Below are 16,762 nucleotides of genomic sequence, written 5' to 3' on the forward strand. Positions count from 1 at the left end.
TTGCACCACAATGCTTTCCACGCCCGTCTCGCGCCGCGCAATGGCCGTTGCTGCAGGCCGGCCCTGTCACAGCACCGTCCGCCCCGGTCACCACGGCACCGCTGCCCAGTCGCCACGGCGCCGCTGCCCGGTCACCACGGCGCCGCCCGCTCCAGTCACCACAGCGCCGCTCGCTCCGGTCACCACAGCGCCTCTCGCAGACCCTCGATCAACCGATCGACCTCGGCCGCCCCGCGCACCGCGACCCGCAGGTGATCGGGCCCCAGCCCGGGGAAGGTGTCGGCCCGGCGCACCGCGATGCCGCGATCGGCCAGGCGCTTGCGCAGCAGTTCGCCGTCGGGAACGCGCAGCAGCAGGAAGGGACCGGTGGCCGGGGTGTGCACCTCGACGCCCAGGTCCGTGAGGCGGTCGATCATTGCCGCGCGCTCGGCGGCGATCTCGTCGGCGTGCCGCCGGGACGCGGCGACGGCCGCCGGCTCGGCGGTGGCGCTGATCGCCTCCAGCTGGAGGGTGCCCAGCGGCCAGTGCGGACGGCCGTGGGTCAGCCGGGCCAGCACGTCCGGCGCGCCGAGGACATAGCCGCACCGCAGCCCGGCCAGCGCCCAAGTCTTGGTGAGGCTGCGCAGGACGAGCACGTCCGGGGCGGACAGCCCGGCCAGCGACTCCGGTTCCCCGACGGTGTGCGACGTCGCCGAACCCGACCCCGGACGGGAGGTCGACCGCACCGGCGCTCCCGGAACCACGTCGACGGCCGGTGCCGTCCGGATGGACGACGCGTCCGGTGCGCTCGGGGTCGACGACAGGCCCGGTGTCCTGCCCGCGGACGACGACGCGGACCGCACACCACCGGGACCGGCCGCCGCGCATCGCATCGCGACACCGGACGCAACGCTCCGGGCAGCGCCGGGCACGTTGTCGCCAGATCCGCCGTCTACTGCCGCACCGCCGGCGGTGCTCTCCGCCACCGCGTCGGCGAACGCCTCGTCGACCACGACGAGACGCCCCGGCCGACGCAACGCCTCGATGACGGCCGCCGGGTGCAGTACCGAGGTCGGATTGGTGGGGTTGCCGAGGACGACCAGATCGGCCTCCTCGGGAACGAGTGCCGGGTCGAGGGTGTACGGCGGTTCCAGGATCACCCGCGTCACCGGCACGCCCGCCTCCCGCAGCGCCAGTTCGGGCTCGGTGAAGGACGGGTGGATCACCGCGGCCAGGCGCGGGGCCAGGCGGGGCAGCAGCGCGAAGCCTTCGGCCGCGCCCGCGAGCAGCAGGACCTCGTCGGGACGGCGGCCGTGCCGGGCGGCGACGGCGGCGCGGGCGGCGGCCTCGTCCTCGGCGCTCGGGTAGCGGCCCAGGTCGTCCAGGCGGGCGGCGAGGCGATCGCGCAGCCAGGCGGGCGGCGCGGTGCCGCGCACGTTCACGGCGAAATCGAGCATTCCAGGGCGCGCGTCCACGTCGCCGTGGTGGCGCAGCATCGCGGGGTCGACCGAGTCCTGGAACACAACTGAACACCCTACGTGGCGGCGATTCGGCGGCTCGGGCGACAATGGCAGGCGTGGGTCAGCTGCACGTGTCATTCATCTGCACAGGGAACATCTGCCGGTCGCCGATGGCGGCGAAGATGTTCGAAGCGCATCTGTACCGTGCCGGTCTCGCGAACCGGGTACGGGTGACCAGCGCGGGCACCGGATCGTGGCACGTCGGCGATCCGGCCGATCCGCGTACCGAGGCGACCCTGCGCCGGGCGGGCTACCCCACCGAGCACACCGCGGCCACCTTCGGTCCCGAGCATCGCGACGCCGACCTGATCATCGCCCTGGACACCGGGCACGACCGGGAACTGGCCCAGCGCGGCGTCGGCACCGACCAGCGCCGCCTGCTGCGCAGCTTCGATCCCGCCGCCGACGGCCGCGACGTGCCCGATCCGTACTACGGTGACCAGTCCGACTTCGACCTGGTCCGCGACCAGATCGAGGCCGCCGTCCCCGGCCTGCTCGACTGGGTGCGCGCCGAACTCGACGCCCGTACCACCGCCGACGCGCACCGCTGATGCGCAAACTCACCTTCCTGCTGCGCCCGAGCTGGCTCATCCTCGCGGTGATCGTCGTCGCGTTCGCGTACCTGTGCTTCACCGTGCTCGCACCGTGGCAGCTGGGCAAGAACACCAGCACCGAGCACCGCAACCAGCTGATCGCCGACTCCGTGCAGGCCGATCCGGTGACCGTGAACAGCGTCCTCGACGGCGACCCGAGCGCGCACACCGAATGGCGCAAGGTCACCGCGAGTGGTACGTACGTCCCGGATTCGACCGTGCTGGTCCGGCTGCGTCACCTCGACGGTGCCCCCGGCTACGCCGTGCTCGACGCGTTCCGCCTCGACGACGGCCGCACCCTGCTGGTCGATCGCGGCCTGGTCGCCGCCGTCGACGGCACCCGGCCGCCGGTGATCGCCGCACCCCCGGCCGGGCCGCAGCGGCTCGAAGCCCGCGTGCGCGCCTCGGAAGGGGTGGTCGCGGACAAGCCGCCGAGCACCCAGGACGGGTATCGCCAGGTCTACACCGTGGACACCGGCCAGGAAGCCACCGTCCTCGGCCTGCCCCTGGCTCCCATCCCCACCGGCACCGACAAGGGCGGCTACCTCCAGCTGGCCGAGGGCCAGCCCGGCGCCTTCACGCCGAGCCCGCTCCCCCAGCTCGACGCGGGCCCGTACCTGTCCTACGGCCTGCAATGGCTGGCCTTCGGCATCATGGCCCCGCTCGGCCTCGGCTACTTCGTCGTGGCCGAACTGCGCGCGCGCCGCCGCGACCGCGCGGCAACGCCGACGGCGGCCGAGACCGCGACCGCCGCGCCGAGCGCTCAGGCCGCGCCGACCACCGAAGCCCGCCTGGCCGACCGCTACGGCCGCAACCGCTGATCACCCGTCCCCGTCACTCGGCGGCGTAGCGCAGCAGCACCGCCGTCTCGAAATGCCGGGTCTCGACCAGCCGGAGCCCGATGCGCTTGTCCAGCGCCGGGAACATCGGGGTGCCGCCGCCGAGGACTACCGGCGAGATGAACATCTGGTACTCGTCGATGAGCCCGTGCGGCATCAGTGTGGCCGCCAGGCTCGCGCCGCCGACCTCCATGACGCCGTCGCCCTCGGCCTTGATCCTGCGCACCTCCTCGACCGCGTTCTCCGCGACCAGCGTGCTGTTCCACTGGACCTCGGTGAGCGTCCGGGAGAAGACGACCTTGGGCATGTCGGTCCAGAGCCTGCCGAAATCCTGCTGGATGGGCGGCGCGTCCGCGGGCACGTGCGGCCAGTACTCGGCCATCAGCTCGTACAGCCGACGGCCGTTCAGGATGATCTCGAGATCGCGGAACCGGTCGTTGTGGAACTGGTGCAGCTCGTCGTCCGGCTCGGTCCAGTCGATCTCGCCGTCGCGGTCGTTGACGTACCCGTCCACGGACAGGCCGAACCCATAGATCAGTTTCCTCATACCGTGTAGACCTCCTCCGCCCTCGAAACTCATCGGTCCGCGAAGAGATAGCAGGCTAACGGCGGCGCGCCCGCCCCAACACTCCGGCGGCCGCCACCGCGATCACCAGCGACCCCACCTGCACCGCCTCCGACATGCGTACCGCGCGCCGCAGATCGGCGGTGGTCGGCGCGGGCCCGTCTCCGAGGGTCGGCCGCAGTTCCGCGCCGTGCCGGTACTGGGTGCGCCCGCCGAGCCGGACACCGAGCGCCCCGGCCATGGACGCCTCCACCACGCCCGCGTTCGGGCTCGGGTGCTTGCTCGCGTCACACCGCCACGCCCGCCACGCGGCGGCGGGCCTGCCGCCGACCAGCGGGGCCAGCGCGGCCGTCAGCAGCCCGGTCGCCCGGGCGGGCACCACGTTCGCCAGGTCGTCGGTGCGCGCGGCGGCCCAGCCGAACCGGAGGTAGCGCCCGTTGCGGTAGCCGATCATCGCGTCGAGGGTGTTGACGGCCCGGTACCCGAGCAGCCCCGGTACCCCCGCGACCGCACCCCACAGCAGCGGCGCGACGGTCGCGTCGGCGGTGTTCTCGGCGACCGATTCCAGCGCGGCCCTGGCCAGCCCGTCCGCGTCCAGGACCGACGGATCGCGTCCGCACAGCGACGGCAGCAGTTCCCTGGCTCCGTCGATGTCGCCGGCGTCGAGCCGCTCGGCCATCGCGTGACCGGCCCTGGCCAGGCTGCGTCCACCGAGCGCGGTCCAGGTGGCCAGCGCGGTCGCGACCACGCCGCCGCGTGCGGCGAGCACCCCGAAACCCACCACCGAACCGACCGCGACCACCTCGTGAACCACCCCGGCCCGCCGATCGTCGGCGTAGGTCGCCTGCTCCAAAGCCGCTGCCGCCGAACCGAATCCGGCCACCGGATGCCACCGGCGCGGATCGGCGAACACCCGATCGAGCGCGAATCCCAGCACCAGCCCGACCGCGGTCGATGTCCCCTTCTGCACCCGGCCGAGGGTAGCCGACACCGGGAATGTCACACCCCGCCCCGCTGGTTCGTCATCAGTGCGACGACCCCATACACTCGCCCGGTCCCCGGGCCAGACGACCGAACGGCGAACCACGATGAGCGACCTACCGCAGCAGATCGACCAGGCCGAACTGGCCCGCCGTTTCGAGGAACACCGCCCCTACCTGCGCCGACTCGCCTACAGCACGCTCGGCAGCCTCACCGACGCCGAGGACGTCGTGCAGGACGCGTGGCTGCGCCTGCAGCGGCACCACGCGGCGGGCAAGGCGGGCGAGATCGACAATCTGCGCGCTTGGCTGACCACGGTCACCGGCCGGCTGGCCCTCGATCAGCTCGGGTCGGCGCGCGCACGCCGCGAGCAGTATGTCGGCGACTGGCTCCCCGAGCCGGAGGTCACCACCTGGGACGACCCGGCCGACCGGATCTCCCAGGACGAGCGGGTCACCACCGCGCTGCTGGTGGTGCTGGAATCGCTGTCGCCCGCCGAACGCACGGCCTTCGTGCTGCAGGACGTGTTCGGCATGACCGGTCCCGAGGTCGCCGAGGTCGTCGGCCGTACCCCGGCCGCGGTCCGCCAGCTGGCCTCCCGCGCCCGCAAGCACGTCGAATCCGGGACTCCGCGTTTCCCCGCGTCACCCGCCGAACAGGAGAAGGTCGTCTCGGCGTTCGCGCTGGCCTGGCGCTCGGGTGATCTGAGCTCGCTGCTCGGCGTGCTCGACGAGAACGTGGTGCTCACCGCCGACGGCGGCGGCAAGGTGCCCGCGATCCGCAAGCCGCTGCACGGCGCCGAGCTCATCGCCAAGGCCCTGCTCGGCTGGTACCACGCGCCGTCGGCGTCGGGGGCCTGGGGCCGCGCGGTGCTGGTCAACGGCGCGCCGGGGCTGGTCGTCTTCGACGGCGCCAACACCGGCGTCTTCTCGTTCGTCGTCGACGCGGGCCGCATCGTGGCGATCAATATCGTCCGCAATCCCGACAAGCTGCACGACCTCCCCACCGAGGGCGCCCCCGACTGGTACCTGGGCGCGGGGCAGTAGCACGGGGTCACCGCGCTCCGGTGGCAATCCCGCACCGGAGCACGGTGATCGGCTCACACGGTCAGCGAATACCCGTGGGCCGCAGCGACTTCGGCGGAGAGCAGCTTGCCGTCGACGGCAGTGAGACCCGCCGCGAGGCCGGGGTCGGCGGCGCAGGCGCCGCGCCAGCCCTTGTCGGCGATGGCGATCGCGAAGGGCAGGGTGGCGTTGGTGAGCGCGACCGTGGAGCTGTGCGGCACCGCGCCGGGCATGTTCGCGACACAGTAGAACAGCGAATCCGCCACGGGGAAGGTCGGATCGGCGTGCGTCGTCGGACGGGTGGAGGCGAAGCAACCACCCTGGTCGACGGCGATGTCGACGAGCACCGAGCCCGGGCGCATCCCGGCGACGAGCTCGTCGGACACCAGCTTCGGCGCCTTCGCGCCGGGCACCAGCACCGACCCGATCACCAGATCCGCGGCGAGCACGGCCTTCTCGATCTCCAGCGCGTGCGAGGCGAGGGTGCCGACCCGGCCGCCGAAGCGGGCGTCGAGCTCGCGCAGCCGCCGCAGATTGGTGTCGAGCACGCTCACCCTGGCGCCCATCCCCACCGCGACGCTCGCCGCGTTGGTGCCCGCCACGCCGCCGCCGAGCACCACCACATCGGCGGGGCGGACACCGGGGACGCCGCCGAGCAGCACGCCCTCGCCACCCATCGGCGCCATCAGGTGATACGCGCCGACCTGCGTGCCGAGCTTGCCCGCGACCTCGCTCATCGGCGCGAGCAGCGGCAGCGAACCGTCGGCGGCGCGCACGGTCTCGTACGCGATGGCGGTGATCCCGGAGTCCAGGATCGCGTCGGTGCACTCCTTCGACGCGGCCAGGTGCAGATAGGTGAACAGCACCTGGTCGCGTCGCATCCGCGAATACTCCTGCGCGATGGGCTCTTTCACCTTGAGAATCAGTCCGGCCGTTGCCCAGACCGTGTCGGCGTCGGGCACGATCACCGCACCGGCGGCGAGATAGTCCTCGTCGCCGAAGCCCGATCCGGTTCCGGCCCCGGCCTGCACGAGCACCCGGTGTCCGTGCGCGGTCAGTTCGGTGGCGCCCGCCGGGGTGAGCGCCACCCGGAACTCCTGCGGTTTGACCTCCGCCGGCACACCGACCGTTCCGCCTGTTCCCGTCATTGCGCCAGCTTAGGACGCCCACCGACGGGAGTCAGCCCGTTGGAACGTCGCGTGTCGGGTTCACGGTGACGGCGTCACCGAGGCCGCCGCGGGAGCGGCGGCGGTGGTGGTCGTGGCGGACGGCGGGGCTGAGCCCGCCGCAGGCGTGGTCGTCACCGGCTGCGTCGTGGCCGGCGGTGCGACGGTGGTCGTCGGCGGTGTCTCACCGCACTGGCCGGGGCCACAGTTGTCGGTACCGCACTCCGGACCCGGCATGCAGTTGTGGCCCGGCGGTAGTCCGCATTCATTGTGTCCACAGCTGTCCGTGCCGCACTCCGGCCCGGGCACACAGTTGTATCCCGGCGGTGGCGTCGGCGACTGGTGCCACGACGACTCCGGCGCCGGTGTGGGCGACTGATACCACGACGATTCCGGCGCCGCCTGGCCGCCGTTGCCCGGCACGGACGCACCGTCACCGGGTGCGCCACCCGGATTCGCGGACGGTGTCACCGAACTCGTCGCCGTCGGGGTGGCCGAGGTCTTGGACACCGTGCTCGATCCCGGCTGATCCGAGCCGGACCCGTTCGACGAACACGCCGACAACGCGAGCACCAGCGCGACCAGGGCCAGCAGTAACCGCACCATCGTGCGCGACCGGCGGCCCATCCGTTTGTTCGGCAACTCTTCTCCTGCCATCGTGGGAAACCCGCGCCCGATGATTCGGGCGCGGGTGCTGGGAAAATCTGTGGTCGAGGCGGTCTCAGACCGCGAACACCTCACCCCGCACCGGAATCCGGAGCTGCGCGGCGCGCTCGGCGTAGGCGAAGGTGCGCTCGAGGTAGTCCAGCGACTCGCTGAAGTGACCCCACCCCTCCGCGTGCACCGCGACGACGACCGCGTCACCGAGGACGGTGGCCGCCTCGACGGCGGTCCTGGCATTGAGGGTGACGTCGCTGTCGCCGAACCGGCCGACATTGGCCGCGCCGATATTGAGCACCGCGACGTCGATCCGCCCGATCCGCTCGACGATCCGCTCGACCAGTTCCACCGACGCGTTGTCGCCGGAGACATACACCGTCGGCTCACCCGCCGCGCGCAGCACGAACCCGGTCACCACACCGCTGAGCGGCTCGCAGCCCTCGGGACCGTGCAGCGCGGGCACCGCGGTGACCTCCACCGCGCCGACGGTCACGACCTCCCACGGCGCCAGCCCGCGCACGCCCGCGATCCGTTCGGCGGCATCGGGAGTCGAGAGCACGGTCTCGACCTCGGCCAGCAGGGCGCGGCCCGCGGTGTCGAGATTGTCGGCGTGCTGGTCGTGCGAGAGCAGGACGACGTCGATCGCGCCGATCGCCTCGACCGGCACCGCCGGGCCGCTGAGCTTGTGCAGGGTGATCGGGCCGGGGTAGTCGCCCGGCTCGTCGAAGGTCGGGTCGGTGAGCCAGGTCAGGCCCCCGTACCGGAAGCGCAGGGTCGGACCACCGATGTGCAGGACGTCGAGCAGGGTGGGGCGGGTGATCGTCTCGGTCATGCGCTCAACTGTCGCCGAGCGCGGCGCCCCACGACAGTGGCCTCCAGGCCGACCATCGTTAAGATCGGGCCATGCGTTCGGTGGCGGTCGTGGCGTTCGACGGGATCAGTCCCTTCCACCTGTCGGTGCCGACCCTGGTCTTCGGCCGCTCCGGCACCGGTGTCTTCGACGACTCACCCTACGACGTCCGGGTCTGCGCCGAACACCCCGGAACCCTGTCCACCGCAGCCGGTTTCGACATCACCGTGCACCACGGCCTGGACGCCGTCGCCACCGCCGACATGGTGGTCTTCCCCGGCTGGCTCCGCGACCTGGACCTCTCCCCGGCACTCGACGAGGCCGTGCACACCGCGCACGCCGACGGCGCCCGGCTGGTCGGCCTGTGCCTGGGTTCGTGGGCGATCGCGGCGACCGGGCTGGCCGACGGCCGGGAGCTCACCACGCACTGGGCCGCCGCCGAGGCCATGGCCCGCGCCTATCCCCGGGTGCGGGTGCGCGCGGACACCCTGTGGACCGACCTCGGCGACGTGATCACCTCCGCGGGCGTCGCCGCCGCGCTGGACTGCTGCCTGCACATCGTGCGCGGCGATCTCGGCGCCCGCGCCGCCACCGATCTCGCTCGCGCGCTGGTCACCGCGCCGCACCGCAACGGCTCGCAGGCGCAGTTCATCCCGGTCGCGGTCCCCGACGACAACAGCGACGACCCGATCGAGCACGCCATGGTGTGGGCGCGCACCCACCTCGACGCGGGCATCGACCTCGACCACTGGTCGCGCGAGGCGCTCATGTCGCGGCGCACCTTCACCCGCCGGTTCCGCGAACGCACCGGCACCAGCCCGCAGCAGTGGCTGTTGCAGCAGCGCACCGACCACGCCCGGCTGCTGCTGGAATCCACCGACGAGACCGTCGACCGGATCGCGCGCGACACCGGTTTCGGCAGCGCGGTGAGCCTGCGCCACCACTTCCACCGCATGCTCGGCACCAGTCCGGCGGCCCACCGCGCCCAGTTCCGCGGGGCGGCGCAATAATCACCGCATGATCATCAAGGTGTCCGGGTTCGCGCCGGAAATCGACGACACTGCCTGGATCGCGCCGAACGCGACCGTCATCGGCCGGGTGCGACTGGGCGCCGAGGTCGGCATCTGGTACTCGGCCGTGCTGCGTGGCGATCTCGAACAGCTCACCATCGGCGCGCGCACCAACATCCAGGACGGCTGCGTGCTGCACGCCGACCCCGGCTTCCCGCTCACCGTGGGCAGCGGAGTCTCGGTGGGCCACAACGCGATCCTGCACGGCTGCACCGTCGGCGACGACGTGCTGGTCGGCATGGGCGCGACCGTCCTCAACGGCGCCGTGATCGGCGCCGGCAGCCTGATCGCGGCCAATGCCCTGATCCCCGAGGGCGCGCAGATTCCGCCCGGATCGCTGGTCGCCGGCGTGCCCGGCAAGGTGCGCCGCGAGCTCACCGAGGCACAGCTGGACGGGATCAAGCTCAATGCCGCCGTATACCTGCACAATCTGGCGACACATCGGGATGCCGAGATCGTGTGAGAAGTCACACTGAGCAAGTGACCAGTAGGGATCCCTGATAGCATTTGCCCTGCGTATTGCGTCCGGCCAATGAGTGTGGCGGCCGGCACCGGATACGCGAGGCAGGAGGTATCACGGTGGCATACGTGCAGTCCGGTGTGCACCGAGCGGGGGGACGGCTCAGCGTGGCCGACATCGCCGCCCAACCCGGCGGAATCGAGGCACTCCAGTGCCGGGTTCACGAACTACGTTCCCGCGGAGTCCATTTCGCCGCCAACGCGATCGAACAAGAGATGGCCGCCCTGGATCTGTCGCCGTAGGGATAATGGGGTCATGCCCACTGTCTCGTCCATCCTCGCGCGGATACTGGAAAAGCCCGTCACCGACGGGGAGAAGCTGCTCGACAGCGCACTGTCGGCGTTTCTCGATTTCGGGATCAAACGCACGAGTATGGGCGAGATCGCCCGGCGGGCGGGGATCAGCCCGGCCACCCTGTACCGGCGCTTCGAATCGAAGAACGACCTGGTCGAAGCGGTCGGCGTGCGGGAGGCGCAGCGCTATGTGGGCGAGATCGATGAGCGGGTGCGGGCGGTCACCGAGCCGGGCGAACAGCTCGTGGAGATCTTCGTCGCGTTCGTGACGACCCTCGCGGGCAACGAACTGCTACGCAGGCTGCTCAGCACCGAGCCGGAGATCATCCTGCCCAAACTCACCACCGAAGCGGGCCCGATCCTCGCCGTCGGCCGCGAGTATCTCGCCGACAAGCTGCGCGAGCTCCAGGCGACCTCGACGGTGCCCGATTTCGAACCCGATCTGGTCGCCGAGATCATGGCGCGGCTCGCGCTGTCGCTCGCGCTGACCCCCGACGGCCTCATCCCCCTCGACGACCCCGCGGCGGGTCGCGACTTCGCCCGCCGCACCCTGCTGCCGATGGTCGGCCTCCGCGTCACTCACTGAGCGGGCACCCCGAACGCGGCGGCGACGGCCTCGTCGATGCCGGCCGCCGCCACGGGCACGCCGTCCTCGAGCACGCCGCGCACCCGCCCGACGACGGTGGCCGCGGCCGGGCAGGCCGGATCGGGCAGCGGTAGCCGGGCCACATACTGGGTGATCCAGCGGCGTCGTCCCGAATACAGCCGGTTGCCGCACACCGCGTCGTAGAACCGCAGTCCCAGCGCCGAATTCGCCACGCCCATCAGCAGATACGCGAGTTCGGTCGCCTGCTCGCCGCTCCCGAGATCGGTGAGCGAGATCCAGTAGCAGTCGCCGTTGACCACCGCGCCGGAGCGATCCAGCGCGAACCGCGGCCGCTCGCTGATATCCGGGAACACCAGTTTCGGCGCACCCCACAGGTGCGGACGCTGCGGCACCCAGATCTCGAACCACTTCCGGCCGCCGTCGAGCACATACCGCCGCCCTGACAGCACCTGCTCGTGCGAGCGCAGATACTCGGCCGCGCCGGGGAATTCGGCGAGGTCGATGGGCGTGCGGCGCGGCTGCCCGAGGTCGTAGGGGTAGAGCACCCTGGTGCCGCGATCCCGCCCGATCCGCCACGGTTGCAGGTCGTGATGGGTGATCAACTGCCGCAACAGTTCCGGCTCCGGGGTGGGGTCCATCTGGTCCCAGCGATCGGAGATGAACACCCGGTCCGCGGTGGTCTTGATGCCGACGCGGATGCGAGCGGTGTCGCCGAAGGTGCGCCAGGTGCGCTCGGCGATCCGGCCGAGCCAGTGGTCGACGGCGGGGCGCGACATGCGCCAGGCGGCGTCGCCGGGGGGAATGGCGCCAGACCGGCCGGGGCGGCTTCGCTTCGGATCGACGCTTCGTCCCGCAGGACGTCCGCCGGACCCGTTCGGCGGATTGTCGGGGTCCGGCGCACCCGCCGTCGAACGCCCGCCGACCGCCCCGGTCGACAGCACCCCCACCTCGACGGCGAATACCCGGCCGCCCGTCCCGACCAGGCAGTCTGTGTCCCCGGCCAGCGCGTCGAACAGGTCGGTGGCACAGTCGGGTTCGGCGCCGAGCTCCTCGTACACCGAGACGTAGCGGCAGTCGCGCGCCCTGGGTGCCCGCGTCGCGACGGTGACGGCGGGCAGCACCGCGGCGGCGAAGAGCTTGGTGTCGCCGAGGTCGTAGAGCTCGGCGGGATGCAGCTCGCCGGTGAGGATCCGGCGCAGATTCGCCCCCGCCCTGGTGGTGAGGAACCGGTTGGCGCACAGCAATCCGAGGACGCCGTCGGCGCTGAGCAGCCGGGGAGTGATCGCCACGAACGGATGGGTGAGGTCGATCCGCCCGCGCAGCCCGAACTGCTTGCTCAGCAGCTGCGCGGTCGACCCGCCGAGCTGCTGGGTCCGCACGTACGGCGGATTGCTGATCACCAGGTCGAAGGAACCGTCGGCGATCCGGGCCGACGCGGCGAGGAAATCCCCTGCCCGGCACTCGATCTCGACCCCCTCGGCGGCGGCCCGCGCGGCCGTGTCGGCGACCGCGTTGCGGTCCAGGTCGTAACCGGTCAGCCGGACCGTGACATCGGCCGCGGCCAGTTCCCGGTGCACCGCCAGCAGGAGCTCGCCGTCGCCGCAGGCCGGATCGAGTACCCGCAGCTCACCGGCGCGCGGCGCGTGGAGTAGTGCCCGCCGCGCCAGGAACCGCGCCAGCGCCGGCGGGGTGTAGTGCCTGCCGTGCCGTTTGCGCTCGTGCGCGTCGCGGGCCTGCGAAGCCATGCGCTCGATTCTGCCCCGGGAGGCCGTCGTCGTGCCGCAGGCACGAGGCCGCGGACCGGTTTCCGGGCGAAAAACCGATTGTTACCTGCTGAAACATCATTTCGTCCGGCAAACGGTGGTTTGTGCCACCGATTTTGGGGTTACTCCCGGCCCTGACCAGTCTGTATCGTCTGTCCGGTTTCATTCCGAGTGATGAAGTTCGAGGACGATGTCGAGATTCCGGACGCTGGCCGCGGCACTGACCGCCACAGCGCTCACCCTGCTCCCCGCCGCCCTTCCCGCGACGGCCGACGCCGACCCGGGGCAGTACGCGCCGACCATGCTCATCCTGGACGCGTCCGGGTCGATGCAGCGTCCCGACCAGGGCGCCACCATGATGGACTCCGCCAAGAAGGCCGTGCGCACCTTCGTCGAGTCGGCCCCGGCCGAAGCGAAGGTCGGCCTCACCACCTACGGCACCGGGACCGGCAACACCGAGGCCGAGAAGGCGGCGGGCTGCCGCGACGTCCGGATCCTGCAGCCGCCGACGACCATCGACAAGCCCGCGCTGACCAGTGCCGTGGACGGCATCGAGGCGCGCGGCTGGACCCCCATGGGCACCGCGCTGCGCCAGGCCGCCGAAGCGTTGCCGTCGTCGGGACCGCGCTCGATCGTGCTCGTCTCCGACGGTGACGACACGTGCGCGCCGCCGGACCCGTGCGAGGTCGCCAGGGAACTGAAGCAGCAGGGTGTCGACCTGGTCGTGCACTCGATCGGCTTCGCCGTCGACGACACCGCGCGTGCCCAGCTCACCTGCATGGCCCAGGCCACCGGCGGCACCTACAGCGACGCCGCCGACGGCGCGGCACTGGAACGCATTCTGCCCCGGGTGAGTTCGGCGGCGCTGCGCAACTACCAGGCCACCGGCACCCCGATCACCGGCACCGCCACCTACGGCACCGCCCCGGTCGCGAAGGCGGGCCAGTACCTCGACACCATCGGCCAGCACGAGAAGCGGTGGTACGCCGTCGACGTGCCCGCCGGCGCGACGGCCTACTTCACCGGCATCGTCGCCTTCCCGCGCGCGGCCGCGGGCGCGGCCACCGGCGGCATCGCCGTGCTGGAATTGCGCGTGTACGGCCGCGACGGCACGTACTGCAGCATCCGGGAACGCGAGCTCGAATCGCGCACCGGCGACGGCGTCGCCTTCACGATCAGCAACACCCTGACACGGGCCGACGAGGAGTCGAGCGATGGCCGACCCGACCCCTGCAAGGGCGGCGGCCGGTACTACTACGAACTCAACTGGGACGAGGCGCCCGGCGGCCTGCCCGCGCGGCTGCCGGTGGAGCTGATCATCGGCATCGAACCGGGCGTCACCGATCCCGGCCCGAGTGCGGTCACCGCGAAGACGGCGTTCGCCGAGCCCGCCGGGGCGCGCAAGCCGGTCAGCGGCGGCGGCTCGTTCACCGTCGCCACCGGCCTGGACGGGAGCGGCAAGTACACCGACACGATCCAGAACGGCGAGTACGTCTTCTACAAGGTGCGCCTGAACTGGGGCCAGGGCCTGGCCTATCGCGTGCGCTTCACCGAGACCGGCGGCGCGGGCTACACCACCGCCACCAATGTCACCACGACCCTGTACTCACCGCTGGGCGGCGAGATCGACGACGACACGAACGCCTACACCGGGCGGCAGGCCACGACGCTCGAAGGCGCGACGGTGCCGATCCGCTACGCCAACCGGGAAGGCGGTGGCGCGGAGGCCCAGCGTCAGTCGGTGGCCGGGTGGTACTACCTCGCGGTCAAGGTCGGCATGCCGTCCGGTGTCACGTCCCTGCCGCCGACGCCGATCGAACTCGACCTCGTCGTCGCGGGCGAGGCCGAAGCGGGTCCGACCTACGTGACCGCCAGCCCCGACGTGGTCGGCGAGCAGTCGCAGCCCGGCACCGAGAAGTCGGTGGCCGTGGGTGGTTCGGAGTCGTCGACGCCGTGGCTCGCGATCGTCGGCATCGGGGTCGGCGTGGTCGCGCTGATCGGCATCGGCGTCGCGATCCGGTTGGTCGCCCGGCGTCGCGCCTGATCCACCGCAGGCGCCCGCCCGCACCAGAATTCGTGGTGCGGGCGGGTTCCGCGTTTCCGGCCCGACTGCTACCGTGGTCTCAAAATGAGACTAGTTCTCCTGATCGACCGAGGGAGCCGCGCCATGGCGCCGACCGACCACGACAGCAGTGATTTCGCCGCCCTCCAGCGCCTGGCCGACGCCCGCTGGACCTGCAGGCAGTTCCTTCCCGACGAGGTCGACCGGGCGACGATCGACCAGCTGCTGAGCCTGGGCGCACGGACCCCGTCGTGGTGCAACACCCAGCCGTGGCAGGTCGTCGTCACCGCGGGCGAGGGCACCGAGAGCTTCCGCAAGGCGCTGCTCACCCACATCCAGACCAGCGGCGCCGCACCGGATTTCGAGTTCCCCGCGCAGTACGCGGGCGTCTACCGCGAGCGCAGGCGTGAATGCGGGTTCCAGCTCTACAACAGCGTCGGCATCGCCAAGGGCGACCACGAGAACACCATGCGCCAGATGGTGCGCAACTTCGAACTCTTCGACGCGCCGCACGTCGCCATCGTCACCTCCGAAGCCGACCTCGGCACCTACGGCGCCGTCGACTGCGGCCTCTGGCTGCAGAGCTTCCTGCTCGGCGCCCAAGCCCTCGGCCTCGGCGCCGCCCCCCAGGCCGCCCTCGCCTCCTACTCCCCCTTCATCCGCGACTACTTCGACCTCCCCGACCACCGCAAGGTCGTCTTCGGCGTCTCCTTCGGCCACCCCGACCCCACCCACCCCATCAACACCTTCCGCACCGCCCGAGCCCCCCTCCCCGACCAGATCACCTGGCACACCAGCTGATCCGCTATTCGGGCGCCGCGGACCCGATTCGCGCGTGAGCACCCTCGATCTCCGCCGCCAGCTGCCGGTGCAGATCGGCCGCGTGGATGTCGACGACGGTCCAGACGATGCCGTCGTCCACGAGCCAGTAGCTGTGCGCGATCCGGTTTCGCATCCCCTTGATCAAGCGCCACGGAATCTCCGGGTGCTCGGCCAACCACTCCTCGCCCATTCGCTCCAGATCGGCGGCCAACCGGATCACGCTGTATTGACAGGCACGAGCCACCGCGATGTCGCCGTCGTAGGCCGCGCGTCCCCTGGCGGCCAGCTCGGCGATCTCACTCAGCGTGGCGTCGATGTACAGCAGCCGCTGGTCGGTTCGCTCGGTCACGCGGCGAATTCCAGCGGCAGCCGGTCGCGGTCGACGCCACGGCGCAACAGATCGTTCGACTCGGCTTCGCTGGTCGTCACGACGTCGACGGGACATCCGAGGACGGCGGTGAGGTCGTCGTCGAGACCGAGGATATCGATCACCGACGCGCCGGGCGCGAGCTCGACCAGCAGGTCCAGATCGGAGTCGGGTCTGTCGTCGCCACGCGCGACCGACCCGAACAGCCACACGTTCGCGATCGGGTACCGGCCGAGGACCGCGTGGAATTCGGCACGGAACCGGTCGAGCAACTCACTGGGCCGCACCGCATTGGCCAGGGCGGTGTCGAGCCGGAAACCAGCGGCGCCGAGCAACTGCTCGAGCATGGCCACCGACGGCTGCCTACGGCCGGATTCGATAGTGGCTACGGTGGATTGGGCGACCTCCGCCAGCCGAGCGAGTTCGCGTTGCGACAATCCTCGACGGCGTCGCGCGTCGAGGACGAGTTTCGCGGCGGTCGTGCGCGGTGCGGGGCGCGAGGCGGCCATGCTTCGATGATAGCGGATTCGCTATCATCGGCCCAGCGTGCGCGACGGAGCGTGGTGCTGCGATCAGGCGGGGCGGGCGGTGGTGGTGATGCCGGGGCCCGGTTCGGGGGCGATGTCGCGGGCGGTGACTTCGGCGGCGCAGTCGTCGCAGGTGAGGTGGACGTGGGCCTCGCCGGTGCAGTCCTTGTGGCGGTATTCGACCGGGGGGCCGTCGGGGGCCATGTAGGTGTCGCCCCAGTCGCGGATCGCCATCAGGATCGGGTAGATGGCGTGGCCCTTTTCGGTGAGGCGGTATTCCTCGTAGGCGCCGTCTTTCGCGGGCTGCTTGACCAGGATCTCGTGCTCGATCAGCCGGTCGAGGCGGTCCTGGAGCCGGCTGCGGGAGATCCCGAGCGCGCTCTGGAAGGCGTTGAAGCGCCGGATACCGGTGAAACAGTACTTGAGCACCAGCAGTGTCCAGCGGTCGCCGAAGATCACCAGCGGCCGCGTGATCGAGCACGGGACGTCGGCGAGTTCTTCGTAGCGCACCCTG

Annotated in this window: 18 protein-coding genes; 8 read left to right on the forward strand and 10 right to left on the reverse strand. The window is 71.4% G+C overall.

The annotated features are described in order from the left end of the window. Window positions 1-179: 179 nt before the first annotated feature. Window positions 180-1,502: a pyridoxal phosphate-dependent aminotransferase gene (locus ACFYWJ_RS28440; protein ID WP_387163066.1), complete on the reverse strand. Its 1,323-nt coding sequence runs from the start codon at window positions 1,500-1,502 to the stop codon at window positions 180-182. A gap of 44 nt (window positions 1,503-1,546) precedes the next feature. On the opposite strand from ACFYWJ_RS28440, the gene ACFYWJ_RS28445 reads away from it, so the two are divergent. Next, a complete protein-coding gene (locus ACFYWJ_RS28445) occupies window positions 1,547-2,050 on the forward strand; it encodes a low molecular weight protein-tyrosine-phosphatase (RefSeq protein ID WP_355279119.1) in 504 nt (167 codons plus the stop codon). After that, entirely contained in the window at window positions 2,050-2,913 is an 864-nt protein-coding gene (locus ACFYWJ_RS28450) for an SURF1 family cytochrome oxidase biogenesis protein (protein ID WP_355279117.1), read from the forward strand. Before ACFYWJ_RS28445 ends, ACFYWJ_RS28450 begins: the two co-directional genes overlap by 1 nt. Window positions 2,914-2,926: 13 nt before the next feature. Here ACFYWJ_RS28450 and ACFYWJ_RS28455 read toward each other — a convergent pair whose 3' ends face one another. Next, window positions 2,927-3,478, reverse strand: a complete 552-nt coding sequence (locus tag ACFYWJ_RS28455) for a dihydrofolate reductase family protein (RefSeq protein WP_355279114.1) — start codon at window positions 3,476-3,478, stop codon at window positions 2,927-2,929. Between the two features lie 55 nt (window positions 3,479-3,533). Further along, complete coding sequence (locus ACFYWJ_RS28460; RefSeq protein WP_355279112.1) at window positions 3,534-4,466, reverse strand: cobalamin biosynthesis protein; 933 nt, start codon at window positions 4,464-4,466, stop codon at window positions 3,534-3,536. Between the two features lie 118 nt (window positions 4,467-4,584). Here ACFYWJ_RS28460 and sigJ point away from each other — a divergent pair, with 118 nt between their 5' ends. Further along, window positions 4,585-5,523 (forward strand): RNA polymerase sigma factor SigJ, encoded by a 939-nt coding sequence (sigJ, locus tag ACFYWJ_RS28465; protein WP_355279109.1) that lies wholly within the window; start codon window positions 4,585-4,587, stop codon window positions 5,521-5,523. Window positions 5,524-5,576: 53 nt separating this feature from the next. Here the strand turns inward: sigJ and ald are convergent, their stop codons facing one another. From ald to ACFYWJ_RS28480, 3 genes are all read right to left on the reverse strand, one after another. Continuing rightward, window positions 5,577-6,689: an alanine dehydrogenase gene (ald, locus tag ACFYWJ_RS28470; protein ID WP_355279108.1), complete on the reverse strand. Its 1,113-nt coding sequence runs from the start codon at window positions 6,687-6,689 to the stop codon at window positions 5,577-5,579. A gap of 60 nt (window positions 6,690-6,749) precedes the next feature. Beyond that, on the reverse strand, window positions 6,750-7,349 hold the full coding sequence (locus ACFYWJ_RS28475; RefSeq protein WP_355279107.1) for a hypothetical protein: 600 nt from the start codon (window positions 7,347-7,349) through the stop codon (window positions 6,750-6,752). Window positions 7,350-7,428: 79 nt separating this feature from the next. Continuing rightward, window positions 7,429-8,199 carry an MBL fold metallo-hydrolase gene (locus ACFYWJ_RS28480; protein WP_355279104.1) on the reverse strand — a complete coding sequence of 257 codons (771 nt, stop codon included), beginning with the start codon at window positions 8,197-8,199 and terminating at the stop codon, window positions 7,429-7,431. A 71-nt stretch (window positions 8,200-8,270) separates the two neighbouring features. Here ACFYWJ_RS28480 and ACFYWJ_RS28485 point away from each other — a divergent pair, with 71 nt between their 5' ends. The 3 genes from ACFYWJ_RS28485 (at window position 8,271) to ACFYWJ_RS28495 (ending at window position 10,686) form a co-directional block, all read left to right on the forward strand. Further along, on the forward strand, window positions 8,271-9,227 hold the full coding sequence (locus tag ACFYWJ_RS28485; RefSeq protein ID WP_355279102.1) for a helix-turn-helix domain-containing protein: 957 nt from the start codon (window positions 8,271-8,273) through the stop codon (window positions 9,225-9,227). Between the two features lie 7 nt (window positions 9,228-9,234). After that, window positions 9,235-9,750: a gamma carbonic anhydrase family protein gene (locus ACFYWJ_RS28490; RefSeq protein WP_355279100.1), complete on the forward strand. Its 516-nt coding sequence runs from the start codon at window positions 9,235-9,237 to the stop codon at window positions 9,748-9,750. Window positions 9,751-10,062: 312 nt separating this feature from the next. Next, window positions 10,063-10,686: a TetR/AcrR family transcriptional regulator gene (locus ACFYWJ_RS28495; protein WP_355279095.1), complete on the forward strand. Its 624-nt coding sequence runs from the start codon at window positions 10,063-10,065 to the stop codon at window positions 10,684-10,686. Here ACFYWJ_RS28495 and ACFYWJ_RS28500 read toward each other — a convergent pair. Beyond that, a complete protein-coding gene (locus ACFYWJ_RS28500) occupies window positions 10,680-12,452 on the reverse strand; it encodes an Eco57I restriction-modification methylase domain-containing protein (RefSeq protein ID WP_355279093.1) in 1,773 nt (590 codons plus the stop codon). The genes ACFYWJ_RS28495 and ACFYWJ_RS28500 overlap by 7 nt on opposite strands. Before the next feature lie 208 nt (window positions 12,453-12,660). On the opposite strand from ACFYWJ_RS28500, the gene ACFYWJ_RS28505 reads away from it, so the two are divergent. After that, window positions 12,661-14,514, forward strand: a complete 1,854-nt coding sequence (locus ACFYWJ_RS28505) for a VWA domain-containing protein (RefSeq protein WP_355279092.1) — start codon at window positions 12,661-12,663, stop codon at window positions 14,512-14,514. 123 nt (window positions 14,515-14,637) lie between these two features. Then, window positions 14,638-15,333, forward strand: a complete 696-nt coding sequence (locus ACFYWJ_RS28510) for a nitroreductase (RefSeq protein WP_355279278.1) — start codon at window positions 14,638-14,640, stop codon at window positions 15,331-15,333. A gap of 4 nt (window positions 15,334-15,337) precedes the next feature. On the opposite strand, the gene ACFYWJ_RS28515 is transcribed toward ACFYWJ_RS28510, so the two are convergent. From ACFYWJ_RS28515 to ACFYWJ_RS28525, 3 genes are all read right to left on the reverse strand, one after another. Beyond that, the gene (locus ACFYWJ_RS28515) at window positions 15,338-15,703 is read right to left on the reverse strand and encodes a HepT-like ribonuclease domain-containing protein (RefSeq protein WP_355279090.1); all 366 of its coding nucleotides are present in this window, start codon (window positions 15,701-15,703) and stop codon (window positions 15,338-15,340) included. After that, window positions 15,700-16,230, reverse strand: a complete 531-nt coding sequence (locus ACFYWJ_RS28520) for a nucleotidyltransferase domain-containing protein (RefSeq protein WP_355279088.1) — start codon at window positions 16,228-16,230, stop codon at window positions 15,700-15,702. The genes ACFYWJ_RS28515 and ACFYWJ_RS28520 overlap by 4 nt, the downstream gene beginning before the upstream one ends. 63 nt (window positions 16,231-16,293) lie before the next feature. Beyond that, complete coding sequence (locus ACFYWJ_RS28525; RefSeq protein ID WP_355279085.1) at window positions 16,294-16,758, reverse strand: helix-turn-helix domain-containing protein; 465 nt, start codon at window positions 16,756-16,758, stop codon at window positions 16,294-16,296. Window positions 16,759-16,762: the final 4 nt, after the last annotated feature.

Origin of the sequence: Nocardia sp. NPDC003269, from assembly GCF_042888005.1 — a bacterium.
Taxonomy (GTDB): Bacteria; Actinomycetota; Actinomycetes; order Mycobacteriales; family Mycobacteriaceae; genus Nocardia.

Coding starts and splice junctions, on each gene's coding strand:
- ACFYWJ_RS28485 (WP_355279102.1), top strand. CDS start 8,271: ATGCGTTCGGTGGCGGTCGTGGCGTTCGACGGGATCAGTCCCTTCCAC.
- ACFYWJ_RS28490 (WP_355279100.1), top strand. CDS start 9,235: ATGATCATCAAGGTGTCCGGGTTCGCGCCGGAAATCGACGACACTGCC.
- ACFYWJ_RS28495 (WP_355279095.1), top strand. CDS start 10,063: ATGCCCACTGTCTCGTCCATCCTCGCGCGGATACTGGAAAAGCCCGTC.
- ald (WP_355279108.1), bottom strand. CDS start 6,689: ATGACGGGAACAGGCGGAACGGTCGGTGTGCCGGCGGAGGTCAAACCG.
- ACFYWJ_RS28520 (WP_355279088.1), bottom strand. CDS start 16,230: ATGGCCGCCTCGCGCCCCGCACCGCGCACGACCGCCGCGAAACTCGTC.
- ACFYWJ_RS28450 (WP_355279117.1), top strand. CDS start 2,050: ATGCGCAAACTCACCTTCCTGCTGCGCCCGAGCTGGCTCATCCTCGCG.
- ACFYWJ_RS28480 (WP_355279104.1), bottom strand. CDS start 8,199: ATGACCGAGACGATCACCCGCCCCACCCTGCTCGACGTCCTGCACATC.
- ACFYWJ_RS28505 (WP_355279092.1), top strand. CDS start 12,661: ATGTCGAGATTCCGGACGCTGGCCGCGGCACTGACCGCCACAGCGCTC.
- ACFYWJ_RS28455 (WP_355279114.1), bottom strand. CDS start 3,478: ATGAGGAAACTGATCTATGGGTTCGGCCTGTCCGTGGACGGGTACGTC.
- sigJ (WP_355279109.1), top strand. CDS start 4,585: ATGAGCGACCTACCGCAGCAGATCGACCAGGCCGAACTGGCCCGCCGT.
- ACFYWJ_RS28445 (WP_355279119.1), top strand. CDS start 1,547: ATGGCAGGCGTGGGTCAGCTGCACGTGTCATTCATCTGCACAGGGAAC.
- ACFYWJ_RS28510 (WP_355279278.1), top strand. CDS start 14,638: ATGGCGCCGACCGACCACGACAGCAGTGATTTCGCCGCCCTCCAGCGC.
- ACFYWJ_RS28500 (WP_355279093.1), bottom strand. CDS start 12,452: ATGGCTTCGCAGGCCCGCGACGCGCACGAGCGCAAACGGCACGGCAGG.